At 58.8% G+C, this 25,993-nt stretch carries 28 protein-coding genes; 18 read left to right on the top strand and 10 right to left on the bottom strand.

Annotated elements, in window-relative coordinates; genetic code table 11:
- Nucleotides 1-120: 120 nt before the first annotated feature.
- Nucleotides 121-1,005 (top strand): DMT family transporter, encoded by an 885-nt coding sequence (locus tag JSY17_RS11135; RefSeq protein ID WP_117185438.1) that lies wholly within the window; start codon nt 121-123, stop codon nt 1,003-1,005.
- 66 nt (nt 1,006-1,071) lie between these two features.
- Here JSY17_RS11135 and JSY17_RS11130 read toward each other — a convergent pair whose 3' ends face one another.
- Entirely contained in the window at nt 1,072-2,400 is a 1,329-nt protein-coding gene (locus tag JSY17_RS11130) for an MFS transporter (protein WP_117165652.1), read from the bottom strand.
- Between the two features lie 601 nt (nt 2,401-3,001).
- Between JSY17_RS11130 and quiC the strand changes: the two genes are divergently transcribed.
- Both quiC and JSY17_RS11120 read left to right on the top strand, forming a co-directional pair.
- Nucleotides 3,002-4,909 carry a 3-dehydroshikimate dehydratase QuiC gene (quiC, locus tag JSY17_RS11125; protein ID WP_117181862.1) on the top strand — a complete coding sequence of 636 codons (1,908 nt, stop codon included), beginning with the start codon at nt 3,002-3,004 and terminating at the stop codon, nt 4,907-4,909.
- Between the two features lie 100 nt (nt 4,910-5,009).
- Nucleotides 5,010-5,681, top strand: a complete 672-nt coding sequence (locus JSY17_RS11120; RefSeq protein ID WP_117181863.1) for a TetR family transcriptional regulator — start codon at nt 5,010-5,012, stop codon at nt 5,679-5,681.
- Between the two features lie 3 nt (nt 5,682-5,684).
- Here JSY17_RS11120 and JSY17_RS11115 read toward each other — a convergent pair whose 3' ends face one another.
- Nucleotides 5,685-6,539 (bottom strand): shikimate dehydrogenase, encoded by an 855-nt coding sequence (locus tag JSY17_RS11115; protein ID WP_206401755.1) that lies wholly within the window; start codon nt 6,537-6,539, stop codon nt 5,685-5,687.
- Between the two features lie 207 nt (nt 6,540-6,746).
- Between JSY17_RS11115 and JSY17_RS11110 the strand changes: the two genes are divergently transcribed.
- Complete coding sequence (locus tag JSY17_RS11110) at nt 6,747-7,637, top strand: RluA family pseudouridine synthase (protein ID WP_206401754.1); 891 nt, start codon at nt 6,747-6,749, stop codon at nt 7,635-7,637.
- Between the two features lie 150 nt (nt 7,638-7,787).
- Here JSY17_RS11110 and JSY17_RS11105 read toward each other — a convergent pair whose 3' ends face one another.
- Together JSY17_RS11105 and mobA are read right to left on the bottom strand one after the other, a co-directional pair.
- A complete protein-coding gene (locus JSY17_RS11105) occupies nt 7,788-8,012 on the bottom strand; it encodes a YgdI/YgdR family lipoprotein (RefSeq protein ID WP_025260518.1) in 225 nt (74 codons plus the stop codon).
- Nucleotides 8,013-8,085: 73 nt separating this feature from the next.
- A complete protein-coding gene (gene mobA, locus JSY17_RS11100) occupies nt 8,086-8,688 on the bottom strand; it encodes a molybdenum cofactor guanylyltransferase MobA (protein WP_206401753.1) in 603 nt (200 codons plus the stop codon).
- A gap of 76 nt (nt 8,689-8,764) precedes the next feature.
- On the opposite strand from mobA, the gene moaB reads away from it, so the two are divergent.
- The 3 genes from moaB to JSY17_RS11085 all read left to right on the top strand — a co-directional run bounded on the left by moaB (nt 8,765) and on the right by JSY17_RS11085 (nt 11,550).
- The gene (gene moaB / locus JSY17_RS11095) at nt 8,765-9,304 is read left to right on the top strand and encodes a molybdenum cofactor biosynthesis protein B (protein WP_117165646.1); all 540 of its coding nucleotides are present in this window, start codon (nt 8,765-8,767) and stop codon (nt 9,302-9,304) included.
- A 6-nt stretch (nt 9,305-9,310) separates the two neighbouring features.
- Entirely contained in the window at nt 9,311-10,519 is a 1,209-nt protein-coding gene (locus JSY17_RS11090) for a molybdopterin molybdotransferase MoeA (protein WP_206401752.1), read from the top strand.
- An 89-nt stretch (nt 10,520-10,608) separates the two neighbouring features.
- On the top strand, nt 10,609-11,550 hold the full coding sequence (locus JSY17_RS11085) for a glycosyltransferase (protein ID WP_200978482.1): 942 nt from the start codon (nt 10,609-10,611) through the stop codon (nt 11,548-11,550).
- Nucleotides 11,551-11,591: 41 nt separating this feature from the next.
- Here the strand turns inward: JSY17_RS11085 and JSY17_RS11080 are convergent, their stop codons facing one another.
- Nucleotides 11,592-13,403, bottom strand: coding sequence for a monovalent cation:proton antiporter-2 (CPA2) family protein (locus JSY17_RS11080; protein ID WP_117165643.1), 1,812 nt, complete (start codon nt 13,401-13,403; stop codon nt 11,592-11,594).
- A gap of 216 nt (nt 13,404-13,619) precedes the next feature.
- Between JSY17_RS11080 and JSY17_RS11075 the strand changes: the two genes are divergently transcribed.
- Complete coding sequence (locus tag JSY17_RS11075; RefSeq protein WP_117165642.1) at nt 13,620-13,808, top strand: hypothetical protein; 189 nt, start codon at nt 13,620-13,622, stop codon at nt 13,806-13,808.
- 24 nt (nt 13,809-13,832) lie between these two features.
- On the opposite strand, the gene JSY17_RS11070 is transcribed toward JSY17_RS11075, so the two are convergent.
- Nucleotides 13,833-14,225 carry a Fe2+/Zn2+ uptake regulation protein gene (locus JSY17_RS11070; protein ID WP_117165641.1) on the bottom strand — a complete coding sequence of 131 codons (393 nt, stop codon included), beginning with the start codon at nt 14,223-14,225 and terminating at the stop codon, nt 13,833-13,835.
- Between the two features lie 264 nt (nt 14,226-14,489).
- Nucleotides 14,490-15,515, bottom strand: a complete 1,026-nt coding sequence (locus JSY17_RS11065) for a FecR family protein (RefSeq protein WP_200997638.1) — start codon at nt 15,513-15,515, stop codon at nt 14,490-14,492.
- Nucleotides 15,516-15,733: 218 nt separating this feature from the next.
- Between JSY17_RS11065 and JSY17_RS11060 the strand changes: the two genes are divergently transcribed.
- The 4 genes from JSY17_RS11060 (at nt 15,734) to map (ending at nt 18,172) form a co-directional block, all read left to right on the top strand.
- Nucleotides 15,734-16,768 (top strand): Ldh family oxidoreductase, encoded by a 1,035-nt coding sequence (locus tag JSY17_RS11060; RefSeq protein ID WP_206401750.1) that lies wholly within the window; start codon nt 15,734-15,736, stop codon nt 16,766-16,768.
- Nucleotides 16,769-16,868: 100 nt separating this feature from the next.
- On the top strand, nt 16,869-17,063 hold the full coding sequence (locus JSY17_RS11055; RefSeq protein ID WP_117165638.1) for a hypothetical protein: 195 nt from the start codon (nt 16,869-16,871) through the stop codon (nt 17,061-17,063).
- A gap of 78 nt (nt 17,064-17,141) precedes the next feature.
- Nucleotides 17,142-17,384: a ParD-like family protein gene (locus JSY17_RS11050; protein ID WP_206401748.1), complete on the top strand. Its 243-nt coding sequence runs from the start codon at nt 17,142-17,144 to the stop codon at nt 17,382-17,384.
- Nucleotides 17,381-18,172, top strand: a complete 792-nt coding sequence (gene map / locus JSY17_RS11045; RefSeq protein WP_117165636.1) for a type I methionyl aminopeptidase — start codon at nt 17,381-17,383, stop codon at nt 18,170-18,172. The genes JSY17_RS11050 and map overlap by 4 nt, the downstream gene beginning before the upstream one ends.
- A 51-nt stretch (nt 18,173-18,223) precedes the next feature.
- On the opposite strand, the gene JSY17_RS11040 is transcribed toward map, so the two are convergent.
- From JSY17_RS11040 to JSY17_RS11030, 3 genes are all read right to left on the bottom strand, one after another.
- Complete coding sequence (locus JSY17_RS11040; RefSeq protein ID WP_201012125.1) at nt 18,224-18,460, bottom strand: DUF6555 family protein; 237 nt, start codon at nt 18,458-18,460, stop codon at nt 18,224-18,226.
- A gap of 339 nt (nt 18,461-18,799) precedes the next feature.
- Nucleotides 18,800-19,498: an endonuclease gene (locus JSY17_RS11035; RefSeq protein ID WP_404823108.1), complete on the bottom strand. Its 699-nt coding sequence runs from the start codon at nt 19,496-19,498 to the stop codon at nt 18,800-18,802.
- Nucleotides 19,499-19,505: 7 nt separating this feature from the next.
- Nucleotides 19,506-19,760 carry a DUF1654 domain-containing protein gene (locus tag JSY17_RS11030; RefSeq protein WP_117181922.1) on the bottom strand — a complete coding sequence of 85 codons (255 nt, stop codon included), beginning with the start codon at nt 19,758-19,760 and terminating at the stop codon, nt 19,506-19,508.
- Nucleotides 19,761-20,066: 306 nt separating this feature from the next.
- On the opposite strand from JSY17_RS11030, the gene JSY17_RS11025 reads away from it, so the two are divergent.
- Genes JSY17_RS11025 through rbsD form a run of 6 tightly spaced genes read left to right on the top strand, consistent with a single transcriptional unit; the run spans nt 20,067 to nt 25,980 of the window.
- On the top strand, nt 20,067-21,023 hold the full coding sequence (locus JSY17_RS11025) for a sugar ABC transporter substrate-binding protein (protein ID WP_117165633.1): 957 nt from the start codon (nt 20,067-20,069) through the stop codon (nt 21,021-21,023).
- Between the two features lie 53 nt (nt 21,024-21,076).
- Nucleotides 21,077-22,630, top strand: a complete 1,554-nt coding sequence (locus JSY17_RS11020) for a sugar ABC transporter ATP-binding protein (RefSeq protein WP_206401746.1) — start codon at nt 21,077-21,079, stop codon at nt 22,628-22,630.
- Entirely contained in the window at nt 22,627-23,610 is a 984-nt protein-coding gene (locus JSY17_RS11015; protein ID WP_117181875.1) for an ABC transporter permease, read from the top strand. The genes JSY17_RS11020 and JSY17_RS11015 overlap by 4 nt, the downstream gene beginning before the upstream one ends.
- Before the next feature lies 1 nt (nt 23,611).
- Nucleotides 23,612-24,634, top strand: coding sequence for a LacI family DNA-binding transcriptional regulator (locus tag JSY17_RS11010; protein WP_206401745.1), 1,023 nt, complete (start codon nt 23,612-23,614; stop codon nt 24,632-24,634).
- Between the two features lie 24 nt (nt 24,635-24,658).
- Nucleotides 24,659-25,579: a ribokinase gene (rbsK, locus tag JSY17_RS11005; RefSeq protein ID WP_206401744.1), complete on the top strand. Its 921-nt coding sequence runs from the start codon at nt 24,659-24,661 to the stop codon at nt 25,577-25,579.
- The gene (gene rbsD / locus JSY17_RS11000; protein WP_117165629.1) at nt 25,576-25,980 is read left to right on the top strand and encodes a D-ribose pyranase; all 405 of its coding nucleotides are present in this window, start codon (nt 25,576-25,578) and stop codon (nt 25,978-25,980) included. Before rbsK ends, rbsD begins: the two co-directional genes overlap by 4 nt.
- The last annotated feature ends 13 nt before the right edge of the window (nt 25,981-25,993 follow it).

The raw sequence follows: 25,993 nt of genomic DNA, 5'->3' as shown, positions 1-25,993 counted from the left end.
TAGAACATTTTAACGAGACGCCCCGATGACTGCCTGCGATGCTCCACTCAACAATGATTGCGAGCCCGCTGCCGAGGCGCGTGAATATTCTTCAGTTGCATGCCTGAACAAGGAAGCCCGATGAGCACTACCAGCACGCCGCTATCCGGTGTCAATCAACCTCTCAAGGGAATTGGCCTGATTCTGTTGGCGACCTTTCTGTTCGCCAGCCATGACACGCTTTCCAAATACCTTTCCGGCTTCTATCCGATCATTCTGGTGGTCTGGGCCCGCTATCTGGTCCATACGCTGCTCATGGCGTTCATCTTCGTGCCGTCGGCAGGATTGCGCGTGTTGCGCACCAAGCGGCCGGGTTATCAGGTCTTGCGTGCGTTGGCTCTGCTGGGGACCAGTCTGTTGTTTACCAGCAGCCTGATGTTCATTCCCCAGGCTGAAGCCACGGCGGTCAACTTTCTCGCGCCATTGCTGGTCACGGCCTTGTCGGTGCCGCTGTTGAAGGAGCGTGTCACGCGAGGCCAATGGCTGGCGGTGGTGGTGGGTTTTTCCGGCGTGATCGTGATCATTCACCCGGGCGGTGAACTCTTTACACCGGCAATTCTGCTACCGCTGTCTTCGGCCTTGTGCTTTGCGATCTATCAACTGCTGACTCGTCTGGTCAGCCCGTACGACAGTCCGACGACCAGCAACTTCTTTGCCGGCCTGTTCAATACCTTGCTGATGAGCGCACTGGTACCGTTTTTCTGGCAGACGCCTGAACTCAAGCACTGGCCGTTTCTATTGGCGTTGGGGGCGTGCGGGATGTCCGCTCATTTGCTGCTGACCCAGGCATTCCGCTTCACCGCACCGGCCATCCTGGCGCCGTTCAGTTACTGCCAGATTGTCTTTGCGGGCTTTCTGGGGTTTCTGGTCTTCGATCATATGCCTTCACCCACTGCGCAGGTCGGCATCGTGATCATCTGTCTGAGCGGGCTTGCTGCGGCATGGCAGCAGCGCAACAAGGGGTGAAATCGGGAGGCAGCCTGCTGGCGAAAAAGCCGTATTCGCCAGCAAGCTGCCTCCCGCACAGTTCTGTTACTCGCTGATCTTCGGCACCTTGCGTGGTGCCATGAAGAACATCCAGGTCAGGGCAATGAAGTACATCGCCGGGATCATGGTGAACAGCACGTTGTAGTTGTTATTGGTGGCCGTCAGAACCGCGCCGACCAGTTGGGTCATGAACATCCCGCCGATCGCCGCACACATCCCGCCGAAGCCGAATACGGTGCTCATCATGTGCTTGGGCGTGTAGTCCATCACCAGGCTCCAGATATTCGCCGTCCAGGCCTGATGCGCACCGACTGCTAACGAAATGGCCAGTACCGCAATCCACAGTCCGCTGGCATTGGCAGCAAAGATCACGCTGCAGATGGTCAGGGCAAAGATCAGCATCGAGATCAGGCGTGCCGTGGTTGCCCGTACGCCGCGGCCGATCAGCCACGAGGACAGGATGCCGCCACCGACGCTGCCGACGTCGGCGGTCAGCCAGATCAGGATCAGCGGAATACCCATTTGCGTGACGCTGATCCCCAGGTTGTACTGCTGATTGAGAAACGGCGGCAGCCAGTACAGGTAGAACCAGAACACGGGCGCTGTCAGCGAATAAGCCACGGCGAATGCCCAGGTGCCGCGCATTTTCAGGATCTGCGAGAAAGGCACCTTGACCGGTTCCGGCTCGGCTTCCTGGTTGATGTAGTCCAGCTCACTCTTGCGCAGGGTCGGGTGTTCTTCGGGGTTGTAGTACTTCAGGCGCCAGATGATGACCCAGAACAGACCGAGCGAGCCCATGGCCACGAACGCGGCCTGCCAGCCCCAGACGGTCAGGATCAATGGCAGCAGGGCAGGGGTCAGCATGGCACCGACGTTGGTCCCGGCGTTGAAGATGCCGGTGGCCACTGCACGTTCCCCGGCCGGGAACCACAGGCGTGTGGTCTTGACGCAGGCCGGGTAGTTGGCGGCTTCGGTCAGGCCCAGAATGAAGCGGCAGACCATGAAGCCGGCAGCGGAAGTCGCCAGGCCGTGGGCACCGGTGGCCAGGCTCCAGAGCAGCACGGCCAGGAAAAAGGCGCGCTTGACGCCGACCCGGTCAATGAACCGGCCTTGCAGCACGAAACCCACCGCATAGCCGACCTGGAACCAGAAGTTGATGTTGGCGTAGTCCATCGCCGTCCAGCTCATTTCCTTGGCCAGGATCGGCTGCATGACACCAAGGGCTGCGCGGTCGATGTAATTCAGGGTGGTGGCAAAGAACACCAGGGCGAGCATGCCCCAGCGGGTCTTGCCCACGGCCATGGCGCCACGAATCTTTTCGCCGATGCCCGCCCGGGCGGCCCGGGCGACGGGGTTGGTTTGGGTGTTGATCATGATGTTCTAACCATCCGTTCCAAGACTGTGCGGTTCGCTACAGTCGGACTTGAGAAGTCCACTCGACTCAGGCGCTGTACCTGTAAAAGTGAGGTGGTTGAACCGCGATGTCAGTTGCTCACTGCATCTTCTGAACGATTCAACGGGCCGGCATCTTACAGGCTCAACCCTTCGAGTGCGCTGGGTTGATTCAGGCGTCGACGGGTCGGGTCGCGGGAACGACCGACAGATATCGTCGGTCCAGTGACCGGTCAGGGCGTGTCGAGGTGGGGGCGGACGGCGCAAGGAGGGTGGACATGAGCAATATTCCTGTTTTTTGAAATTGTTATGGGGTTGTTGCCTTGAAGCGCAAAACGGACACGCGATGATCCTGCAATGTGTGGCAGATGGTGAGGACTGATCGAAACAGCGTCAATCGAGGAAAATGGCTTCTGTTCGATAATCGAACGCAAAACTAACCGGTTCGTACACTTTCTGTTGATCTGGCATTTTGACAGGGAAATACTTTACTCGCACCCCTGAATGAGGCCGAGTCAGGCCGAGAATGCGGTGCTATCCAGTCACGACCCGAAGAGGTTGTGCTCATCCAGGAGCTCAAAGCATGCAGCGTTCTATTGCCACCGTATCCCTGAGCGGTACTCTGCCGGAAAAGCTCGAAGCCGTTGCTGCAGCGGGCTTCGACGGGGTAGAAATTTTCGAGAACGACCTTTTGTATTACGACGGCAGCCCGCGCAACGTCAGGCAGATCTGCGCCGACCTGGGTATTGCCATCACTCTGTTCCAGCCGTTTCGTGACTTCGAAGGCTGTCGCCGTGACCGCCTTCAGCGTAATGTCGATCGGGCCGAACGCAAATTCGATCTGATGCAGGAGCTGGGCACCGATCTGGTGCTGGTCTGCAGCAATGCCGCCGCCGACTCGGTGGGCGATGAAAATATCCTGCTCGATGACCTGAGCCTGCTGGCCGAGCGCGCCGGTGCGCGTAACCTGCGGGTGGGTTATGAAGCGCTGGCCTGGGGCCGCCATGTGAATACCTGGCAACAGGTCTGGAATCTGGTGCGTCAGGTCGATCACCCGGCCCTGGGTGTGTTGCTCGACAGTTTCCACACGCTTTCGCTCAAGGGCGATCCGAGTGCCATCGCCCGGATTCCCGGTGACAAGATTTTTTTCGTGCAGATGGCCGATGCGCCGATCCTGGCCATGGATGTGCTGGAGTGGAGTCGGCATTTTCGCTGCTTCCCCGGGCAGGGCGAATTCGACCTGCCGGGTTTTCTGGCGCCGATCCTGCGCAGTGGCTACACCGGACCTTTGTCGCTGGAAGTCTTCAATGACGGGTTTCGTGCTGCGCCGACCCGGGCCAACGCTGCCGATGGTTTCCGTTCATTGCTCTATCTGGAGGAAAAGACCCGTCAGCTTCTGGCCCGTGAGGCTGAGCCGGTCGCTTCCGAAATCCTGTTCGATCCGCCGCCTGCCAGCACGTACAGTGGCGTCGAGTTTCTTGAGTTCGCGGTTGACGAGACGCAGGGCGCACGTCTGTCCGGCTGGCTCGAACGTCTCGGCTTCGCCCGCTTGGGGCAACATCGTTCCAAGGCGGTGAGCCTGTTGGGGCAGGGCGATATCAAGATTGTGCTCAATGCCGAACCCTATTCCTTTGCCCACAGCTTTTTCGAGGCCCATGGCCCTTCGCTGTGCGCCACGGCCTTGCGAGTGGATGACGGCAACAGGGCGCTGGAGCGTGCGCGCGCCTTCAAGGGCCAGCCCTATCGCGGACTGGTCGGGCCGAACGAGCGGGAAATTCCTTCGGTGCGTGCGCCCGACGGCAGCCTGATCTATCTGGTTCAGGGGGCCGAGCCTGGCCAGTCGATCTATGACATCGATTTTGTCGTCGACCCCGAAACCAGAGGTCGGGGTGGTCTACAGCGCATTGACCACATGGCCATGGCGCTGCCGGCAGACAGTCTCGACAGTTGGGTGCTGTTCTACAAGAGCCTGCTGGACTTCGAGGCCGATGACGAAGTGGTGCTGCCCGATCCTTACGGACTGGTCAAAAGCCGTGCGTTGCGCAGCCGGTGCAGCACGATTCGACTGCCGCTGAACATTTCGGAAAACCGCAATACGGCGATATCCCACGCCCTGTCGAGTTATCGTGGCTCCGGCGTGCATCACATCGCGTTTTCGTGCGAAGACATTTTTGCCGAGGTCAGTCGTGCCAAGGAAGCGGGCGTGCCGTTGCTGGATATCCCGCTCAACTATTACGACGACCTGGCCGCACGCTTCGACTTCGATGACGAATTCCTCAGCGAGCTGGCGTATTACAACGTGCTGTATGACCGCGATGCCCAGGGCGGCGAGCTGTTCCATGTCTACACCGACGCCTTTGACGGGCGCTTCTTCTTCGAGATTCTGCAGCGCAAGAACGGTTATGTCGGCTATGGTGCGGCCAACGTTCCGGTGCGTCTTGCAGCCATGGCCAAGGCACGGAACGTGGCGGCGCGTCAGGCGCGTCTCTGACTTCTGATGCCGGGCTGCGCAGTGCAGGAGTGCTGCGCAGCTTCCCTCGATCCATTACGCGCTTCATAATCCGGAATTCAACCGTGGTCGTGAGCGAATAATGAAAAAAACTGCCGACTCCGCTGCCGTCGAGCCCGTCGATGCGCTGCGCAAGAGCCGCAAGAACAATCCGGAAAAGACCCGCGAGGATATTCTTCAGGCGGCAATCGTCGAGTTCGTTGCCTACGGCCTGACCGGTGCGCGTGTCGACGCCATCGCCGAACGCACCAAGACCTCGAAACGGATGATCTATTACTACTTCGGTAGCAAGGAGCAGCTGTACGTCGAGGTGCTGGAAAAGCTCTATGGCGATATCCGCACCACCGAAAGCCAGTTGAATCTGGGCGAGCTTGAGCCGGTGGAAGCCATTCACCGGGTCGTGGAGTTCACCTTCGATCACCATGACCGCAATGTCGATTTCGTGCGCATCGTGTGCATCGAAAACATACATAACGGCGAGAACGTCAAGCAGTCCGAGTCGATCCAGGCCAAGAGCCAGAACATCATTCGGGCGCTGGACGATATCCTGCGGCGCGGCGAGTCCATGGGGCTGTTCCGCGAGGGGGTTCATCCGGTGGATCTGCACCTGATGATCAGCTCGTTCTGCTTCTATCGCATCTCCAACCGGCACACGTTCAGCGAGATTTTCCAGATCGAGCTGTGGAGCGATGAGGTCAGGCAGCGTCACAAGACCATGATCTGCGACGCTGTGCTGAGTTACCTCAAACGCTGAGCCTTACAGGCTGTGGAAGTGGTCCATCATGCGCTCTGCATCGGCAGGGCGGCCACTGAACAGCTCGAAGGCCTTCACTGCCTGAAACACGGCCATGGTCGAGCCGTCGAGGGTGCGGCAACCCAGCGCGCGGGCATGCTTGAGCAGTTCGGTTTCCAGCGGGAAGTAAATGATTTCCGCTACCCAGAGTTCGGGGCGCAGCAGCTCCACCGGCAATGGCGTGCCGGGCAGTTTGGCCATGCCCACGGGGGTGGTATTCACCAGTCCGTCGGCTTCGGCCATTGCGCCCGGCAGATCGAGTCCCACCTGAGCCCGGCCGGCTCCGAAACAGGCGTTGAGGTTATCCACCAGACCGCGGGCGCGTTCAGGCTCAACCTCGAAAACGCTCAAGCGCTGAACGCCTGAACTGAGCAACGCATGGGCCACGGCAGCACCGGCACCTCCAGCGCCCATCTGCACCACATGCTGACGCGGTGCCTGGGCCAGACCGCGATGCAAACCCTCGGCAAAGCCCAGGCAGTCGGTGTTATGGCCGATGCGCTTGCCATCCTTGAAGACCACGGTGTTGACCGCACCGATACCGCGAGCCTCATCGGACAGTTCGTCCAGCAAGGGGATGACGGCCTGCTTGCAGGGGAAGGTAATGTTCAGGCCTGTGAACCCCATGTTCTGGGCACCTTCCAGCAAACGTGGCAGTGCATTGATATCCAGTTGGAGGGCGTCGATATCGATCAGCCGATACAGATAACGCAAACCCTGGGCGTCGCCCTCATGTTCATGCATCGACGGGGTTCTTGAAGCCTGGATGCCCGAGCCGATCAGGCCGGCGAGAATGGACGGTTTTTCAATCTGGGTCATGACTTTCTGTCTCTTGTTCTGGCGTCACATGCCCGATGTCGGGCAAACATTTCGGCAAAATGTACCAGATGGTTCAAAGTGCTGCAGTCTCTATCTCGGGCCTTGCAGGGATTTGGTGCGGTTATCGCCCGGATAGCGATGATCAGGTCCTTGAGGGATAATGCCCGGCCAGTTGCTCCAGCATTTTCACGAGTGTCAGATCTACCCATGTCCGAGTCCGCTTTCGTTGCCGCCCATAACCAAGCCAGTACCCTCTATCTGCCGCCTGGCCCCTGGACGACGGTACTCGACTGCCTGTGCGCGCGATTCGCAGCCATCAGCCGCGAGCAATGGCTGGACCGCATCGCCCGTGGCAAGGTGCTGGATGCCGATGGCATGCCTGTCTCCCCCGATCTGGCTTATCGGGAAGGTCTGAAGATTCATTATTTTCGCGAAGTGCCGAACGAAACGCCGATCCCGGTCGTGGAAACGATTCTGTATGCCGACGAGCATCTGGTGGTGGCCGACAAGCCCCATTTCCTGCCGGTTACCCCGGCTGGCGAGTATGTCGAGCAGACCCTGCTGCGGCGTCTGATCCATCGGCTGGGCAATCCGGACCTGGTTCCGCTGCACCGCATCGACCGGCATACCGCCGGGCTGGTGCTGTTTTCGGCCAACAGGCAAAGCCGCTCGGCCTATCAGGCGCTGTTTCCCACCCGCAGGATCGACAAGCGTTACGAAGCCATCGCGCCGGCGCTGCCCGGGCTCGAGTTTCCTCGTCTGCATGTGAGCCGGTTGGTGGATGGCGAACCGTTTTTCCGCATGCAGGAAGGGCCGGGGGCAAGCAATACCGAGACCCGCATCGAAGTCTGCGAGCGCAACGGGGAGTTATGGCGTTACGGCTTGTATCCGGTGACCGGCAAGAAGCACCAGTTGCGCGTACACATGGCAGCGCTGGGCGCGGCGATCTGCAATGACCCGTTCTATCCCGAGGTCATCAAGGATGCCGTCGACGATTACGACCGGCCATTGAAGCTGCTGGCCCAGGGGCTGCGCTTTGTCGACCCGCTTAGCGGGGAACCCCGCGAGTTCGAGAGCCTGCTCAGGCTTGACTGGTAAGCCCGTACAGGTAAGACCGGCTTCAGCCTCATCGCTCGCTAACGCCTTCCCGACTGAAATCGGTCCTACGGGATGGTGTGGAATTGTGGAAGCCAATAAAAAGCCCGCCAGCTAGACGACTGGCGGGTTTTTTTCTACATCACGTCCGGATTACAGATCCTTGACGGTACGTACCTGATCCTTGTTGATGCGGGTCTGCTTGCCATCGAGTTGCTTGAACTCGTAGAAGCCCGAATCTTCATCGTAGTGAGGGGTATCTACGGACTGGATTTCACGGCCATCATTGAGGGTGATTACAGTTGGGGATGCGCAACCTGCGAGGGATGCAATACCCAGTGCCAGCAAAAAGGCGGCAGGAAGTGTGCGTTGTTTCATGACTGTGTCTCCGGATGGACTCTTGGTTAATGACTCTCAGACGTATACACCTTCTGCAAGTTCCATGAAAAGTTCATGGAGCCTGATCATTGATCTGGCTCAGCAACTCGGGGGTATTGAGATTGGCCAGACGAGGGTCGCCAGCTTCCAGTTGCAAGGCCACGGGCTGAAGGTCCGCCATGGCCCGGCGCGGGCTGCGTTCACCGCTCTGCCACGCACGCTCCAGAGCTTCGGCATGGGCGGTCGGAATGATGCAGAGCAGCGGTTGCCAGTGCTCGCCTTCACGAATCATGACCGGCTGATCGGGGTGTTCGAATGCAGTGTTTCGCAGCGCCTGCAGCAAGGCATGATCGATCAGCGGCACATCGCAAGGCAGCACCAGCAGGTAGTCGTGCCGGGCACGGGGCAGGGCGGCGCGAATACCGGCCAGAGGCCCGCTGAAGTCAGTGTTATCGTCCTGAACCAGTTGATCTGCGTAAGCGGCGTAACGCTCCTGGTTGCGATTGCAGGAAATGATCAGGTCGTCCGTCAGGGGACGTGTCAGGCGATGCAGGTGCTGAATCAACGGTTCGCCTCGCCATTGCACAAGGCCTTTGTCGCGTCCGCCCATGCGTTGTCCCTGACCTCCGGCCAGCAGCAGAATGGAGCAATTCGGCAATGTGACGCCAACATTCATCAAAGACTCACCGGGCAGTAAAAAGGAGTGCTGTGATATAACACCGGCCTGTTTCCTTAACAACCGGATCGAGGCCATGAAAGCCAAGGCTGACACACCTTTTGTACCCCTGAATATCGCCGTCCTGACCGTCAGCGATACCCGCACTTTTGAAAACGACACATCGGGACAGATGTTCGTCGATCGCCTGACCGGAGCCGGTCACGGCCTGATCGAGCGCGTGCTGCTCAAGGATGACCTTTACAAGATCCGCGCCCAGGTCGCGACCTGGATTGCCGACGAACAGGTGCAGGTCGTGCTGATCACTGGCGGCACGGGCTTTACCGGACGTGACAGCACGCCGGAGGCCGTGAGCTGCCTGCTGGACAAACAGGTCGATGGTTTCGGTGAGCTGTTCCGGCAGATTTCCGTGCCGGATATCGGCACTTCGACCATTCAGTCCCGGGCGCTGGCCGGTCTGGCCAACGGTACGCTGGTCTGCTGCCTGCCAGGCTCCACCAACGCGGTGCGTACTGCCTGGGACGGGATTCTGTCTCAACAGCTGGATTCACGTTTCCGTCCGTGCAATTTCGTGCCGCACCTCAAGCAGGCCGAGCCCTGCGCCACCCGTGGTTGAGCGCAGATGAACGCACCTCAGGCCCTGATGCCTGTCGAACAAGCCATCGCGCGCCTGCTGGAGATGGCCGAAGCCTCGCCCATTACCGGGCGTGAACGGGTTTCTCTGGCCGAAGCCCAGGGGCGTGTGCTGGCGGTGGATCTGATCGCCACCCTTGACCTGCCGCCCTGGCCCAACAGCGCCATGGACGGTTACGCGCTGCGTCTGGCGGACTGGACCGGCGAGCCGCTGCCGGTCAGTCAGCGTATCTTCGCCGGTCAGGCTCCCGAGCCGCTGGCAGTTGGCACCTGTGCACGGATCTTCACCGGCGCGCCCATGCCGGAAGGGGCCGATTGCGTTGAAATGCAGGAAAACGCCGAGGTTCTGCAGGACCAGCGCGTCCGTTTTATCGAGCCGCTGAAGCCTGGCCAGAACATTCGTCCTCAAGGCCAGGAAACCACAGTCGGCGACAAGGTGTTGGCGGCGGGTACTCGCCTGGGTCCCATCGAACTGGGGCTCGCGGCATCCCTGGGGCTGGCCGAGCTTGAGGTCATACGCCGGGTCAGGGTGGCCGTGCTGTCCACCGGCGATGAGTTGATCGAGCCCGGTCAGCCATTGGGGCCGGGGCAGATCTACAACAGCAATCGCGTGCTGCTGTGCAGTTGGTTGCAGCGTCTTGAATGCGAAGTCGTGGATGCCGGTATCCTGCCGGACGATCTGGAAAAGACCCGCGCTGCATTGGCGGGGCTCAACGAGGTCGACCTGATCCTGTCCACGGGTGGCGTATCCGTAGGCGAAGCGGATTTCCTCGGCCATGCGCTGCGGGAAGAGGGCGAACTGTCGTTGTGGAAGCTGGCGATCAAGCCCGGCAAGCCACTGACCTTCGGCCATTTCCGTGGTGTGCCGGTGATCGGCCTGCCGGGTAATCCGGCTTCAACGCTGGTCACCTTTGCGCTGCTGGCTCGCGCCTATCTGCTACGTCGCCAGGGCGTGGCGGATGTCGCGCCCATGCAGTTTCCCGTACCGGCCGGATTTGTCTGGCGCAAGGCGGGCAATCGTCGCGAATATCTGCGGGGGCGTCTGCAACAGGGGCGGGCCGTGGCCTATGGCAACCAAAGCTCCGGCGTCCTGCGCAGTGCGGCCTGGGCCGACGGGCTGATCGAGGTTCGCGAAGGCACCACGGTCGCTGAAGGGGACTGGATCAATTTCATTCCCTTGAGCGAAGTGCTGGGCTGATTGCATTCAAATGGTCGTCCGGCGAGGCATGAGCTACCCTCAAACACGCTGACAGATTGGGCATCAGGATTTTGCTCTGGAGTATTGTTATGCCGTCTTTGAGAGTGGCTTGTGTCATTCCGACCTACAATGGGCGCAAGGATCTGGACCGCCTGCTGGATTCGCTGGCGACCCAGACTGCGACCTTCGACACCTTGATCGTTGATTCCAGCTCTTCGGATGGCACCCTGGAGCTGGCACAGGCTCGCTGCGCGAATGTGATCCGTATCGACAGCAAGGACTTCAACCACGGCGGCACCCGACAGATGATGGTCGAGCGCTACCCCGACTACGACGTCTACGTCTACATGACCCAGGATGCCTATGTCGAGGATGTCGAGGCTATCGCCAATATCCTGCTGCCGTTTGCCGACCCCAAGGTAGGTGCGGTATGCGGGCGGCAATTGCCGCACAAGGATGCCAACCTGCTCGCACAGCATGCGCGGCTGTTCAATTACCCGCCGACCTCCCGGATCAAGACCCTGGACGATGCTGCTACCCTGGGCATCAAGACACCGTTCATGTCGAACTCCTTTGCGGCGTATCGGCGTGAGGCATTGCTGGCGACGGGAGGGTTTCCGCGACATGTGATCCTGTCCGAAGACATGTATGTCACGGCCAGGATGTTGCTCGCGGGTTGGAAAATCGCTTACGAAGGTTCGGCGGTGTGCAGGCATTCCCACAACTACAGCCTTCGCGAAGAGTTTTGTCGTTACTTCGATATTGGCGTGTTCCAGTCGCGGGAATCCTGGATCTACGAAACCTTCGGCGGGATTGCAGGCGAGGGGATGCGCTACGTGAAATCAGAGCTGGCCTTTCTGGGCAAGCGCCGCTTTCTCTTGTGGCCACTGTCCTTCGTGCGCAATGCCCTCAAGCTGCTGGCCTACAAGTTGAGCAAACAGGAAAAGCGTTTGCCCAAGGGCCTGAAGAAAAAGCTTGGCATGCACAAACGCTACTGGGACAGTCCGTATGCCGACAGTTCACGCGACTGAAACGGAGCGACCGGGCGGCGATCCGTTTCAGTCGCGAAGCGCTACTTGCCCGATTCCTCTTCCTGACGATCCGCCTCGAACAACTGCGCCAGTTCCTTCCTGGCTTCCCGTGCGGTCTGCAGAAGCTTGGCTTCATCGTCATACACCAGATGCTGGGCAGCCAGTACCTGCTCGTCGTGACGCTTGAAACGGTCGATCCGCGCATCGGCCTGGGCCTGACTCAAACCAAGGCCCAGCAGGGTCTGACGGCTCATTTCCAGGCTGGAATAGAAGGTTTCACGTACCGCCTGGGCGCCGACGTCGATCAGGCGATGGACGTGCTGGCGGTTACGGGCGCGGGCGATGATCTTCATGTCCGGATACAGCTTGCGGATCAGCTCGGCAGTCTTGATGTTGGTGTCAGGATCATCGGTGGCGATGATAAAGAACTCCGCCTCATGAACCTTGGCCGCCCGCAGGATTTCCGGCTTCATCGGATCGCCGTAGAACACCGGCACATTGCCGAAGCTGCGTGAGAATTCGATGGATTCCACAGCAGTGTCCAGGGCCACGAAAGGGATGTTCTGCGCTCGCAGAATACGTGCCACGATCTGGCCCATACGGCCCATGCCGGCAATCACCACGCGAGGACTGTCGGTATTGATATCGCGATACTCGTCCGGCACATCGACAGGCTTGGCCTTGGGCTTGATCCAGCGGGCCATGGCCATGAACAGCAGCGGCGTCATGGCCATGGAGAGCGTAATGGCCAGGATCAGAATGTCGTACAGCGCGGGTTCGAACAGGCCTTGCTGGTTGCCGATCTTGAAGACGACGAAAGCGAACTCGCCACCCGCGGCCAGTACCAGCCCCAGGCTCAGGGCATTCTGTTTGTTCAGTCCGCCTGCCAGGCGTCCGATGAAAAACAGCAGTGGGAATTTCAGGGCAATCAGCAGAAATGTCAGCCCCAGCACAGTCACTGGCGAGCTGAACAACAGGCTGATATTGGCGCCCATCCCGACGCTGATGAAAAACAGCCCCAGCAACAGGCCTTTGAAAGGCTCGATCTGAGCTTCCAGTTCGTGCCGGTATTCGGAGTCGGCCAGCAGCAGGCCGGCCAGAAATGCGCCCAGCGCCATGGACACGCCTACCAGCTCCATCAGCCAGGCGGTACCCATGACCACCAGCAGCGCGGTGGCTGTGGACACCTCCTGGATCTTGGTCTTGGCCACGATGCGGAACACCGGGCGTAGCAGGTAGCGACCGCCGACCACCACAATGGCGATGCTGCCCAGCACCTGCAGGCTGTGAAGCAGGCTTTCATGAGAACTGAGATCCTGCTCGTGGCTGGTGCCGGCCAATAGAGGAACCATGGCAATCAGCGGGATGGCAGCGATGTCCTGAAACAGCAGAATGGCAAATGCCAGACGTCCATGGGGGCTGTTCAGTTCCTTGCGCTCGGCCAGACTTTGCAGGCCGAAAGCGGTGGACGACAACGCAAGCCCCAGACCCAGCACCACAGCGGTATTGAGGGGCTGCTCGAAGGCCAGCAGGGCAACACAGCCAATCACCAGTCCGGTCAGCAGGACCTGCGCCATGCCGACTCCGAAGACCGCCTTGCGCATGACCCATAAACGTTTGGGCGACAGTTCCAGACCGATGATGAACAGCAGCAACACCACCCCGAGTTCCGAGATGTGGCTGACACTTTCCGGGTTGCCGATCAGTTTGAGCACTGAAGGGCCGATGATGACGCCCGCGAACAAATAGCCCAGCACGGCGCCCAGTTGCAGGCGTTTGGCCAGCGGAACGGTCAATACGGCGGCGAGCAGGAACACGACTGCGGCCTGTAGCAGGCTGCCTTCATGAGGCATGTTAGAACTCCTTGGCAAGTCATGAACAGTCGATAAACGACCTTGAGGGGCGGCATTAAACCATGCGTGATTCACAGAACAATGTTCAATTGTGCCCTGTGTGTGTCAAAGAGGCTGCGATGAGGCGGGGGAGCGGTGCCAGAAACGGCGCATCGGCGTACCATATGCGGGCATTTGCGCAGAGCCGATGCTGTCCAGAGAACTCAGGAAACCGTTATGACCAACAAGCAACGCTTGATTTATTCCATTCTGATCATCCTGTCCGTCATGGCGATCATGCTGGGGCTGTCACACCTGCAGAATACGGGTGTGCTGAGTGAGAAGACCTTCCAGTACATTGCCATCAGCGTGGCCGTGATCGTGGTCATTCTGAACGGCATCATGCGACGCAAGGTCAAGCGCTGAGATTCGCTGTCCTGCATCTTCGCCTCAAGGGGTGCAATCCTTGTCTGATTCGTTCAGCCATTCCCAGGCGCGAGGGTGCAGGCTGTAAGTCTTGTCCGCATTGAGATTGATAACGCCTTCATCGCACAAGCGTTTGAGCACCTCGCGGACACTGAGAAAAGACAACGGAACATCGAGTCGCAGCAACTGGCTGTGTACACCCCGTACTCCCAGGGCCTGGCCTTCGTCATTGGCCGCCAGCAGCGCATCCAGCACCTTCAGTCTGACCAGGCTGGTGCGCAGACCAAAACTTTTCAGCAGCAGCCTTATATGTTCATTGCCGGGACGATCGGTTTCTGTGGCGGGCGATTCTGCCTGGGCAGAAAGGGCCGTCTGCCGGAGCATCGTGCGGGTTGTAATTCCTTGACGATTGAACATGCAAACTCCTTTTCAGGCTTTTTCAGGTGCGGCTCATTGTGTGGTGTGAACGAAACTCATTACTAATGACGAACGAGGGCCTGAAAAACTCATCTTTGAACGCAAAAAAAACATAAAAATGTGATTTTGCACGGACGACGGCAGCTTCCCGGGTCGAGAAAAGCAACACGCACGCCCGGATCATACCGGGGGATCATTCAAAAATCTGTGAAAATGCTTCGCATTTGCATTGGTTGCAAAGGAAAAGTTGCGGGAGTAAAACGATCAGCCTTTCGGCGTTGCCGAAGGGCGTCTGTTAAGGACAGGGTTGCCTTCCTGATTGCGGGTGACAAAAACCGGCAGCACTTTGGGCAGTGAGGTCAGCAGGTTCGACATGTCCTGAGTGTTGTAACTACCACCCAGGCGAATGGCCCCCGTGGCGTTATCCGCCAGCAGGATCGGCGTCGGGAGGTAGCGGTTTATCAGGGGCAGGGCCTGGCTGAGTGGCAGATCATTGAAGATCAGCTTGCCATTGCGCCAGGCCAGGCTGGTGTCGCCGCTGTGGGTTTCACTGATTTTTGGTTGGACATCGCCCGGCTTGTAGCTGGCCTGCATGCCCGGTTCCAGGCGATAACCAGTGCCGGGCTGTGAACGGTCGCTGCAGATCTGCACCGAACCGTCGACCAGCATGACCCGTACCTGCTCCTGATACATCCAGACATTGAAGCGGGTGCCGGTCACCTTGACGCTGCCCTGGCCTGCCTTGACCACGAACGGATGAGTGCTGTCATGGGCGACTTCAAAGAATGCCTCGCCCTTTTCCAGGGTAACGCTGCGTCGATCCTTGTAATTGGCGTAAGTCAGTTGCGTGCCCAGATTCAGCTCGACGCGGCTGCCGTCGGCCATGGTGACGACCCGGGTGGCGTCCTGTGCTTCGTAGGTGTCGTAAGTGTCGGGAATCCAGCCTTGATTCCAGCCGACAATACCTGCCAGAGGAATCGCCAGGGCAGCAATCGTGGCAGCCACGGCGTAGTGACGACGCGAGCTTTTGCGACGGGGCATGGCCTTGGGGGCTTGAGGCGGTATCTCGATCACCGGAGCCGGATTGACTGGAGTGACCTGTTCGGAAATATCCCATATCTCCAGCATGGCTTCGTACTCGATTGCATGCTGTGGATGGGCGTTGAGCCACTGATTGAAAGCCTTTCGCTCGGCATCCGTGCAGTCGTCGGCATGCAGGCGCATGCACCAATGCGCGGCGGCATCGGTTATCGCGTCATATTCTGCTTCGCTGAGGATGGGGGCGCTCATTGGCTCTCCGGTGTCTACCGTGGGGGCATTCTACCTCCTGATGTCTATTGGAGAGAACAATGTATGGCTATTGAGTATCAGTTAGAGGAGTATTTCATCGTGAATGTGATCGGCTCTCATTGATGTAAAACACGGTGTAAAAGTTTTCCCTGAAGTGCGCTGCGATATTTTCAGACAGGCCGATACTTGCTTTTTCAATCTTGACGCCGGAGCTTTTGATGTCCGCAACTCGTGATAATGACCAGGCCATGAGCGTTTCGTATCAGCAACTGGCCGACCTGCTTCAGCAGATATTCATGGTGCATGGTGTTTCGCCGCAGGCCGCTCGCGTACTGGCTGAAAACTGCGCCAGCGCACAACGCGATGGCTCTCACAGTCATGGCATCTTTCGTATTCCAGGCTACCTGTCGTCCCTGGCCAGTGGCTGGGTCGATGGTCAGGCCGTGCCTGTGGTCGAGGATGTGGCCGCGGCCTTCGTCAGAGTCGATGCCGGCAATGGCTTTGCCCAGCCGGCCCTGGAGGCTGCTCGCTCGCTGCTTCTCGAAAAGGTCGCCAATGCCGGGATCGCAATTCTGGCGATTCGCAACTCCCATCATTTCGCGGCGTTATGGCTGGATGTCGAACCCTTTGCCCAGCAAGGTCTTGTGGCACTGAGTGTGGTCAACAGCATGACCTGCGTCGTGCCCCATGGCGCGCAACAACCGCTGTTTGGCACCAACCCGATTGCCTTCGCGGCACCCCGTGCCGGTGGCGAGCCCGTGGTGTTCGATCTGGCGACCAGCGCCATCGCCCATGGCGATGTCCAGATCGCCGCACGGGAAGGGCGGATGCTTCCAGCGGGCATGGGCGTGGATCGCAATGGGCACCCCACCGAAGACCCCAAGGCCATTCTCGATGGCGGTGCGCTGTTGCCGTTCGGTGGCTACAAGGGCTCGGCGCTGTCCATGATGGTGGAGTTGCTGGCCGCCGGGCTGACCGGCGGGAATTTCTCGTTCGAGTTCGACTGGTCGAAACACCCCGGTGCCCAGACGCCCTGGACCGGGCAGTTGCTTATCGTCATCGATCCGGACAGGGGCGGCAGTGGGCAACATTTTGCCCAGCGCAGCGAAGAGCTTGTCAGGCAGATGCGCGGAGCAGGGCAGGAGCGAATTCCAGGCGATCGCCGCCATGCTTTGCGTGCCCGGTCACTGGTCGATGGCATACCTATCGATGCGAGCGACTGGGAGCGGCTGCAGGCGCTGGCCAGGTCGTGATCGAGGGCGGCATTGAATGACCATTCGTCGCGAGCAGGCTTGTGCCGGGCCTGCTCTATGAATACTGTATATAAGAACAGTATCCGGTAACGAGGTCGTCATGTCCCTGAATGCATTGCAAGGTTCGATCACTCACCACTCCTTCGGCGCTCTGCTGGTCAACGAGATGCAGCGCGAAGATTTCCTTGCCCTGGCAACCGCGCTGCGCCAGTTCAATTTCGATGAGCCGCATGGCTCGATGTCCGTCACTGAAACCCGCCATGGCGACGATCGCTGCACAGCCGCTGTCGCCTGATAGCCGGTGTTTCCAGTCCCGACTTGCTTGCTGATATACGAAACATATATGATTCGTATATTCCATATGAGGTGAGTTATGGGGCTGGTAAAGATTTCTGAACACATGCACGCCAATCTGCGCTCGGCCAGCGTTGCCTTGAGCCGTTCCATCAACGCTCAGGCGGAACACTGGATGCGCATTGGCATGCTTGCCGAACTTCATCCGACACTCGATTACAGCGAAATCTGTCAGATGCTGATTCGTGCCGAAGGTGCAGGTGGCACCGTGCTGACTGCCCAGGCTTCCGATATCTTGCCGGTTGTGCGGGTGGCCTCATGAGTCGCGGTATCACGCTCAAGACCGAGCAGGATCTGGTCCAGCTGCGCATTGCAGGCCGGATGGCTGCCGAAGTACTGGCAATGATTGCGCCTCATGTGAAGGCTGGTGTCAGTACCGAAGCCCTTGACGACATCTGCAACGAATACATCGTTAAAGAGCTGAAAGTCATTCCGGCGAACGTGGGCTATCACGGCTTCACCAAGACCACCTGCATTTCGCCCAATGCCGTGGTCTGTCACGGTATTCCTTCGCCGAACGACATTCTCAAGGACGGCGATATCGTCAATATCGACGTGGCGGTCATCAAGGACGGCTGGTACGGCGACACCAGTCGCATGTATCTGGTGGGTGAAGTCAGTCCGCTGGCCAAGCGACTGGTGGAGACCACCTATGAAGCCACTCGTGCCGGTATTCATGCCGTGCGCCCGGGGGCCACGCTGGGTGATATCGGTCACGCCATCCAGACGGTAGCTCATCGCGAAGGCTTCAGTGTCGTGCGCGAGTATTGCGGTCATGGCATCGGCCGCACTTATCACGAAGAGCCGCAGGTTCTGCACTACGGCACTGCTGGCAAGGGCCTCAAGCTCAAGCCGGGAATGGTGTTTACCATCGAGCCGATGATCAACGCCGGCAGGCCGGAAACCAAGGCTCTGGCGGATGGCTGGACGGTGCTGACACGTGACCTGTCATTGTCCGCCCAATGGGAGCATATGGTTGCCGTGACTCAGACGGGGTTCGAATTGCTGACGCCCTGGCCTGATGGCACGGGCAATTACGCTCCGATCTGAGCGCATTGATGAAGCCGGCCCTTGAAGGGCCGGTTTCATTTTCAGAGAGGCTTAAATGTTTGCAGAGCTTTTCTTCCAATGCACTTGTGTCACCCCAAAACCTTGCGCCTGCAAGATCGCCAGGCGTATGGGGCCAGCCGATACATTGTCGCTGACAGTGCCTACTCCGGCGTGCAATGTGGCGATATGAAGGGCGTCGCTTTGGCTGAGCAGCAGGGCTTGATGCAGAAACTGGCGAGCTTCGCCCTTGAACTGATAATGGATTTCAAATTCCGTTTGAGTTGTCATTCATGCCTGCCTGTTGGGCGTAGAGGTTACGCCATCTGAAAATGAGTACGTGCGGGTACAGGTAGCTGGGGCGCATTGCTACTTCATTTCGAGATCGATACAGGGTTGCAATTACTTCAGACGGTTCTGATCGGACTGCGGTTCTCTAGCGTCCTGTCCGGTATGTTGCCCGTATTGCAATGCTGCCGGGCAGATGCGGTCATGAGTCGGGCGGGGCGCGATGAGGGAAATTACATTGTTTTGGATCCAACTGAACAGTTGTCCGATGAGTGGCGAAGTGCCTTATCCAGATGCATGGATTACTCATCGAAAACTGCTCAAACGGATATTCAGGAGTGCTCAGCTACAGGATTTGAGATTCACCGGCCCCACGAAGTCGTTGCCGCGGCCCATCACACAGGCAACCCGCTGATTGCGCTGACGCTCCCATTCCTGAACCGGATAGGTCTTGTTCCAGGCCTGATAGAGCTGCTGATCCTGGCGTGACAGCCGCAAGTTGTATTGCTTGCTCATATAGAAGTAAGTGCGTGCGATCATGCCGCGGATCGAAGGGCGTGGCATGACCTTTTTCGCCTTGAAGTCCACTTGTGTCAGGCAGGAACCGTACTGGCCTTTCTGTTCGGGCAGCCAGCCAAAACTGAAGTTGCTCCGGTCACCGTTTACCTCTCCGATGCTCGGCACCAGATTGTGCAAGTCAGCCTCGGCACGCTTATAGATGTCGTCGTTCTTTGCGCAGTTTTTTCGACCGCCGTCCTGCCAGCACTGGCGCTGATGGCCAATCTGCCAGGCGGGCACGATATGTTCCCACTCGATGCGTTTGGCGCGGTTGGCGTTCTTGCGTGGTACGTAGCCACAGGCTGCAAGGTCAACCTGATTGCCCGTGTATTTGCAGCCGCAATAGAACTCGGTCGCTTGAGGCGCATAGAGGCCCCAGGCGATTTTTTTCGCCTCGCTGAATGTTCGCGGAGCATCGGCTTGTACGGTCAGTGGAGCAATGAGGAGCAGGGTGGTGCAGAGCAGGGTAGAAAATCGAACCATCATGCCGTCAGTCTTCCTTCGGCAATGTCCAGAAAATCTGCACGCCACCGTCATCGCGCCAGGCGAGGGTGACGTTATCGTTCTCGGCTATTTCTTCCAGCAACTGGGCCCAGTCGTCTTCCGGTTCGTCAGGCTGGCGAAATATCAGCGCGGCCCTGGCTTTCTGGGCGGTTGGCGAGTTGATGATTTTTTGCACCCGGATGCCAAGGCGTTCATAGGAGCCGGGAAGGGAGGGGGTCACTGCTGCGCTTTGTCTTGCCACGAAAAAAGATCCCTTGGGTTGCTGTACGGACATACAGTATTTCACTGTCGTACCTTTCGCAACTCTTATGTAGGATCAATCACTTTGCTTCAGGGATATATCGCTGTCTGTTGATTTTCATGTCTCGTTTCTGGCTTCGCGATGGACTTTTCTTCTGGTCGGCAGGGCTGACGGCTGGCTTTATGTTAATTGACAAAAGCTGCTGGTTTTCTCATAGTTCTCACTCGCAAACGTTTGCGTGTCGAGCCCGAGGTTCGACCCTGCGTCGTTCGCCCGAAAAATAATCACAACATCGGAGATGAACTCATGAAGCTGCCATTCGCTGGACGTCTTCTCGCTGCCGCCATTCTCTCTGCCGCCACGGCAGTCACGCCCCTCTCTTTCGTCCATGCGCAGGAGGCTGAAAAGCCCAAGGTCGCTCTGGTCATGAAATCACTGGCCAACGAGTTCTTCCGGACCATGGAAGATGGTGCCAAGGCCTATCAGAAAGAGCATTCCAACGACTTCGATCTGGTTTCCAATGGCATCAAGGATGAGTCCGACACGGCCAGCCAGATCCGTATCGTCGAACAGATGATCGTCTCCAGGGTCGATGCACTGGTCATTGCCCCGGCCGATTCAAAGGCTCTGGTACCGGTGATCAAGAAGGCGATGGATGCCGGTATCCAGGTCGTCAACATTGATAACCAGCTGGATGCCTCCGTGCTGAAAAGCAAGAACATCGAAGTGCCTTTCGTAGGCCCGGATAACCGCAAGGGCGCTCGTCTGGTCGGTGAGTACCTGGCCAAGGATCTGAAAGCAGGCGATGAAGTCGGCATCATCGAAGGTGTGCCGACCACCACCAATGCCCAGCAACGTACTGCCGGTTTCAAGGACGCCATGGAAGCTGCGCAATTGAAGATCGTTTCCGTGCAGTCCGGTAACTGGGAAATCGACAAGGGTAACGCCGTTGCCTCTGCCATGCTCAACGAATATCCGAACCTCAAGGCGCTGCTGGCGGGCAACGACAGCATGGCACTGGGCGCAGTGTCGGCGGTTCGTGCCGCAGGCAAGGCGGGCAAGGTTGCTGTAGTCGGTTACGACAATATCAATGCCATCAAGCCGATGCTCAAGGATGGTCGAGTGCTGGCCACTGCTGACCAGTTCGCAGCCAGACAGGCCGTTTTCGGTATCGAAGCAGCATTGAAGCTGGTCAGGAAACAGCCTGTCGATAGCGTCAATGGCGTGATCGAAACCCCTGTCGAGCTCGTCACCAAACCCTGATCCCTGTCTGGTAATGGCGCCTGCCCGAACCGGGCGGGCGTCGGGAGAATCTTATGTCAGCACCTGTCCAGGATGCTGTTCTGTCCATCAGTGGAATCGGCAAGACCTACGCCCAACCGGTACTTGCCGATATCGAGCTGACGCTGATGCGCGGCGAAGTGCTGGCCCTGACCGGCGAGAACGGTGCCGGCAAAAGCACCTTGTCGAAGATCATTGGCGGGCTGGTAATACCCGATGCCGGTGTGATGCATTTCCACGGGCAGCCTTATCAACCGGCAAACCGTACGCAGGCTGAAAAGCTGGGTGTGCGCATGGTCATGCAGGAGTTGAATCTGCTGCCGACCCTGACGGTGGCGGAAAACCTGTTTCTGGATGACATGCCGCGGCGCCTGGGCTGGATCGATCGCAAGGTTCTGCGCGAAAACGCCATCAAGGCCATGGCTCAAGTCGGGCTGGAAGCCATCGACCCGGATACGCTGGTCGGTGATCTCGGTATCGGTCATCAACAGATGGTCGAAATCGCCCGTAACCTGGCTGGCGATTGTCATGTGCTGATTCTCGACGAGCCGACCGCGATGCTGACGTCGCGAGAAGTCGAGATGCTGTTCGAGCAGGTCAGCCGCCTGCAGGCACGTGGCGTCTCGATCATTTACATTTCCCACCGCCTTGAGGAACTGGCCAGGGTTGCCCAGCGCATTGCCGTGCTGCGTGACGGCAAGCTGGTCTGCGTGGAGCCCATTGCTCGCTATGACAGCGAGCAACTGGTCACGCTGATGGTCGGGCGAGAGCTGGGCGAGCACATCGACATGGGCGCTCGGCAGATTGGTGAAGTCGCGTTGTCGGTCAAGGGGCTGGGGCGTACCGGCAAGGTGCAGGACGTTTCGTTTCAGGTTCGTCGCGGCGAGATTTTCGGTATTTCCGGCCTGATCGGCGCGGGACGAACCGAGCTTTTGCGCCTGATCTATGGTGCCGACAAGGCCGACAGCGGCAGCATCGAAGTGGGGCAACCATTGCGCGAAGTGACCATTCGCTCGCCGGCCGATGCAGTCGAGCAGGGCATTGCGCTGATCACTGAAGACCGCAAGGGCGAAGGCCTGCTGATGTCGCAGTCCATCAGCGCCAACGTCGCGCTGGGCAATATGCCGGCGATTTCCCGGGGTGGTGTGGTCAGTGCCCGGGATGAACTGGCACTGGCGCAGCGGCAGGTTGCGGCCATGCGTATTCGCAGTTCCAGCCCGGCACAACTGGTTTCGGAGCTTTCCGGGGGCAATCAGCAGAAAGTGGTTATCGGTCGCTGGCTGGAGCGTGACTGCCCGGTAATGCTGTTCGACGAACCCACCCGCGGGATCGATGTGGGAGCCAAGTTCGACATCTACGCGCTATTGGGTGAACTGACCCGCCAGGGACGGGCGCTGGTGGTGGTGTCCAGCGATCTGCGGGAACTCATGCTGATCTGTGACCGCATCGGCGTGCTGTCGGCAGGTCGCCTGATCGATACCTTCGAGCGCGACAACTGGACTCAGGATCAACTGCTCGCCGCTGCTTTTGCCGGCTATCAAAAACGTGATGCGTTGCTCAGCGAAGCGGCGCCCAGGAATGACTCATGAATAACCCTGTTTCCCAGACGCAGCCTTCAGCTGCCCGGAATTATTTCGGCCTCGGCACTTACCTCGGGCTGGCGGGCGCCTTGCTGGCGATGATTGTGCTGTTTTCGTTGCTCAGTGATCACTTCCTGTCGTACCAGACCTTCAGCACCCTGGCCAACCAGATTCCGGATCTGATGGTGCTGGCGGTGGGTATGACGCTGGTACTGATCATCGGTGGTATTGACCTGTCGGTGGGGTCGGTTCTGGCCCTGGCCGCTTCGGCGGTGAGCGTCGCGATTCTGGGCTGGGGCTGGAGCGTATTTCCCGCAGCCTTGCTGGGCATCGCCTGCGCGACCCTGGCGGGTACTCTTACCGGCTCCATCACCGTCGCATGGCGAATCCCGTCCTTTATCGTGTCGTTGGGCGTGCTGGAAATGGCACGCGGCGTGGCGTATCAGATGACGGACTCGCGCACGGCCTACATCGGTGATTCCTTCGCCTGGCTTTCCAATCCGCTGGCTTTCGGGATCTCGCCCTCGTTCCTCATCGCGCTGCTGGTGATCTTCATTGCCCAGGCGGTGCTGACGCGTACGGTATTCGGTCGTTACCTGATCGGCATCGGCACCAACGAAGAAGCCGTGCGTCTGGCAGGGATCAATCCCAAGCCTTACAAGATTCTGGTGTTTTCACTTATGGGCCTGCTGGCCGGTGTGGCGGCGCTGTTCCAGATATCCCGGCTGGAAGCGGCCGATCCGAATGCCGGTGCGGGCCTGGAACTGCAGGTCATCGCGGCAGTGGTGATTGGTGGGACCAGTCTGATGGGCGGGCGCGGCTCGATCATCAGCACCTTCTTTGGCGTGTTGATCATTTCCGTCCTGGCGGCAGGTCTTGCGCAGATCGGTGCATCGGAGCCCACCAAGCGCATCATCACCGGTGCCGTGATCGTGATCGCGGTGGTGCTGGATACCTATCGTAGCCACCGGGCACGGCGGCAGGGCTGATATGGCAACCATCAAAGACGTTGCGGCGCTCGCAGGGATTTCCTACACCACGGTGTCCCATGTGCTGAACAAGACCCGTCCGGTGAGCGACCCGGTGCGTATCAAGGTCGAGGCGGCCATTGCCCAGCTCGATTATGTGCCCAGTGCCGTTGCCCGCTCGCTCAAGGCCAAGACCACTTCGACGATCGGCCTGTTGATTCCCAATGGCATCAACCCATATTTCGCCGAACTGGCGCGAGGGATCGAGGATCATTGCGAGCGTAACGGTTTTTGCGTGATCCTCTGCAACTCCGACGACAACCCGGAAAAACAGCGCAACTACTTGCGCGTGTTGCTGGAGAAACGCGTCGACGGCCTGATCGTTTCTTCGGTGGGCGGCGATGTCAGTATCGCGGGCGGTCTGGCAGAGGTTCGAACGCCTCTGGTGATCGTCGACCGCGAGCTTGAGGGCATCGATGCCGATATGGTGCGCATCGATCACGAGCATGGTGCCTATCTGGCGACTCGTCATCTGCTCGATCTGGGGCATCGCGATATTGCCTGCATCGGTGGCCCGGACAATACGGTGGTGGCCCAGATGCGTTTTGTCGGTTACCGGCGTGCCATGCAAGAGGCAGGTGTCGAGGTGCCGCCTGAGTGGGCGATCCACAGTGATTTCAGCAGTTCCGCCGGTCATGAGGCGGCAGTCGGCCTGTTGTCTGGTCATCGACCTACCGCCATTTTTGCTGGTAACGACGTGATTGCAATTGGCGTGCTGCGGGCGGCGGCCGAGCGCAATATCCGGGTTCCCCGTGATCTGTCGGTGATCGGTTTCGACGATATCCAGATGAGCCGCTATGTCTACCCCGCGTTGACTACCGTCGGCCAGTCGATCATGCAACTGGGGGAAACGGCTGCAGAAATGCTGCTATCCCGGATTATCGGAGCTTCGACCGAATCGTCCGGCAGGCGTCTTGTAACGCCCAGTGTCGTGGTGCGTGAATCCACTGCACCGCCGAACAATGCCTTCAATGAGTTGCGCTGAAATACAGCGCCGAGCGAATGAGCCATGCAAGCAAAAATAGTGATAGTGGGCAGTCTCAACATGGATCTGGTGATTCGCGCCCGGCGTTTGCCGCGACCCGGTGAAACACTTGCCGGAGAAACCTTCATGACCGTGCCCGGCGGCAAGGGGGCCAATCAGGCCGTTGCGGCTGCGCGCCTGGGTGGCAGCGTGGCGATGATCGGGTGCGTGGGTGAAGACGCCTATGGCGAACAGTTGCGAGGTGCGTTGCTGGCAGAAGGCATCGATTGTCGCGCCGTCACCTCGGCTTCCGGTGTATCCACCGGGATTGCCTCCATTGTGGTGGATGACAACAGCCAGAACGCGATCATTATTGTCGCCGGGGGGAATGCTCAACTGACGCCTTCTCTGATCGGAGTGTTCGATGCGCTGCTGGTCGCTGCCGAAGTGGTCATATGCCAGCTCGAAGTGCCGATGGAAACGGTGCACTACACCTTGTCCCGTGCCCGTGAGCTGGGCAAGACCGTCATTCTCAACCCCGCACCGGCTGCTGCGCCTCTGCCTCAGGAATGGTATCGATTGATTGACTATCTGATTCCCAATGAAAGTGAGGCGCAGGCGCTTACAGGAATCGTGGTGGATTCACCCGCGTCGGCGCAGAAGGCCGCGACAGCGCTGCTGGCAGCCGGGGCACGTAATGTCATCATCACATTGGGAGAACAGGGCAGCCTGCTGGCCAATGCCCAGGGTTTTGAGCATGTACCTGCGCAACGTGTGAAGGCGGTTGATACGACGGCAGCAGGTGATACCTTTGTCGGCGGTTTTGCCTCGGCTCTTTCGCAAGGCGGGAGCGAGTCCGAAGCGATCCGTTTTGCTCAGGTTGCGGCGGCACTGTCTGTCACCCGTGCCGGTGCGCAGCCTTCGATACCGACATTCGATGAAGTGCAGGAATTCAAAGCCTCATGAAAAAGACACCTCTTCTCAATATTGCCTTGTCCCGCGTGATCGCTTCACTGGGGCACGGCGATATCCTCATGATCGTTGATGCCGGCATGCCCGTGCCTGCAGGTGTCGAACTGATCGACCTGGCCTTGACCCATGGTGTGCCGGATTTCGCCAGCGTGCTGGATGTCGTGCTGACGGAAATGGAGGTCGAAAGCCATGTGCTGGCCAGCGAGATGCTGGAAGTTCAGCCGCCCGGGTTGCGAGTGATCGAAGCCCTGGCGCTCGATGAGCAATTGGGTCAGCAGCGCTGGGTGAGTCATGAGGAATTGAAGGTCTTGAGCCGTCGTGCCAAGGCTATCGTGCGTAGCGGGGAATGCCAGCCGTATAGCAATGTTGCCTTGGTGGCTGGAGTCGTTTTTTAAGGAAATATCCAAC

This window comes from Pseudomonas capsici (genome assembly GCF_017165765.1).
GTDB classification, from domain to species: domain Bacteria; phylum Pseudomonadota; class Gammaproteobacteria; order Pseudomonadales; family Pseudomonadaceae; genus Aquipseudomonas; species Aquipseudomonas capsici.
The sequence above is the reverse complement of the archived record's forward strand: the minus strand, read 5'-3'. Positions and strand labels throughout refer to the sequence as shown.

Coding starts and splice junctions, on each gene's coding strand:
- JSY17_RS11135 (WP_117185438.1), top strand. CDS start 121: ATGAGCACTACCAGCACGCCGCTATCCGGTGTCAATCAACCTCTCAAG.
- JSY17_RS11130 (WP_117165652.1), bottom strand. CDS start 2,400: ATGATCAACACCCAAACCAACCCCGTCGCCCGGGCCGCCCGGGCGGGC.
- quiC (WP_117181862.1), top strand. CDS start 3,002: ATGCAGCGTTCTATTGCCACCGTATCCCTGAGCGGTACTCTGCCGGAA.
- JSY17_RS11120 (WP_117181863.1), top strand. CDS start 5,010: ATGAAAAAAACTGCCGACTCCGCTGCCGTCGAGCCCGTCGATGCGCTG.
- JSY17_RS11115 (WP_206401755.1), bottom strand. CDS start 6,539: ATGACCCAGATTGAAAAACCGTCCATTCTCGCCGGCCTGATCGGCTCG.
- JSY17_RS11110 (WP_206401754.1), top strand. CDS start 6,747: ATGTCCGAGTCCGCTTTCGTTGCCGCCCATAACCAAGCCAGTACCCTC.
- JSY17_RS11105 (WP_025260518.1), bottom strand. CDS start 8,012: ATGAAACAACGCACACTTCCTGCCGCCTTTTTGCTGGCACTGGGTATT.
- mobA (WP_206401753.1), bottom strand. CDS start 8,688: ATGAATGTTGGCGTCACATTGCCGAATTGCTCCATTCTGCTGCTGGCC.
- moaB (WP_117165646.1), top strand. CDS start 8,765: ATGAAAGCCAAGGCTGACACACCTTTTGTACCCCTGAATATCGCCGTC.
- JSY17_RS11090 (WP_206401752.1), top strand. CDS start 9,311: ATGAACGCACCTCAGGCCCTGATGCCTGTCGAACAAGCCATCGCGCGC.
- JSY17_RS11085 (WP_200978482.1), top strand. CDS start 10,609: ATGCCGTCTTTGAGAGTGGCTTGTGTCATTCCGACCTACAATGGGCGC.
- JSY17_RS11080 (WP_117165643.1), bottom strand. CDS start 13,403: ATGCCTCATGAAGGCAGCCTGCTACAGGCCGCAGTCGTGTTCCTGCTC.
- JSY17_RS11075 (WP_117165642.1), top strand. CDS start 13,620: ATGACCAACAAGCAACGCTTGATTTATTCCATTCTGATCATCCTGTCC.
- JSY17_RS11070 (WP_117165641.1), bottom strand. CDS start 14,225: ATGTTCAATCGTCAAGGAATTACAACCCGCACGATGCTCCGGCAGACG.
- JSY17_RS11065 (WP_200997638.1), bottom strand. CDS start 15,515: ATGAGCGCCCCCATCCTCAGCGAAGCAGAATATGACGCGATAACCGAT.
- JSY17_RS11060 (WP_206401750.1), top strand. CDS start 15,734: ATGTCCGCAACTCGTGATAATGACCAGGCCATGAGCGTTTCGTATCAG.
- JSY17_RS11055 (WP_117165638.1), top strand. CDS start 16,869: ATGTCCCTGAATGCATTGCAAGGTTCGATCACTCACCACTCCTTCGGC.
- JSY17_RS11050 (WP_206401748.1), top strand. CDS start 17,142: ATGGGGCTGGTAAAGATTTCTGAACACATGCACGCCAATCTGCGCTCG.
- map (WP_117165636.1), top strand. CDS start 17,381: ATGAGTCGCGGTATCACGCTCAAGACCGAGCAGGATCTGGTCCAGCTG.
- JSY17_RS11040 (WP_201012125.1), bottom strand. CDS start 18,460: ATGACAACTCAAACGGAATTTGAAATCCATTATCAGTTCAAGGGCGAA.
- JSY17_RS11035 (WP_404823108.1), bottom strand. CDS start 19,498: ATGGTTCGATTTTCTACCCTGCTCTGCACCACCCTGCTCCTCATTGCT.
- JSY17_RS11025 (WP_117165633.1), top strand. CDS start 20,067: ATGAAGCTGCCATTCGCTGGACGTCTTCTCGCTGCCGCCATTCTCTCT.
- JSY17_RS11020 (WP_206401746.1), top strand. CDS start 21,077: ATGTCAGCACCTGTCCAGGATGCTGTTCTGTCCATCAGTGGAATCGGC.
- JSY17_RS11015 (WP_117181875.1), top strand. CDS start 22,627: ATGAATAACCCTGTTTCCCAGACGCAGCCTTCAGCTGCCCGGAATTAT.
- JSY17_RS11010 (WP_206401745.1), top strand. CDS start 23,612: ATGGCAACCATCAAAGACGTTGCGGCGCTCGCAGGGATTTCCTACACC.
- rbsK (WP_206401744.1), top strand. CDS start 24,659: ATGCAAGCAAAAATAGTGATAGTGGGCAGTCTCAACATGGATCTGGTG.
- rbsD (WP_117165629.1), top strand. CDS start 25,576: ATGAAAAAGACACCTCTTCTCAATATTGCCTTGTCCCGCGTGATCGCT.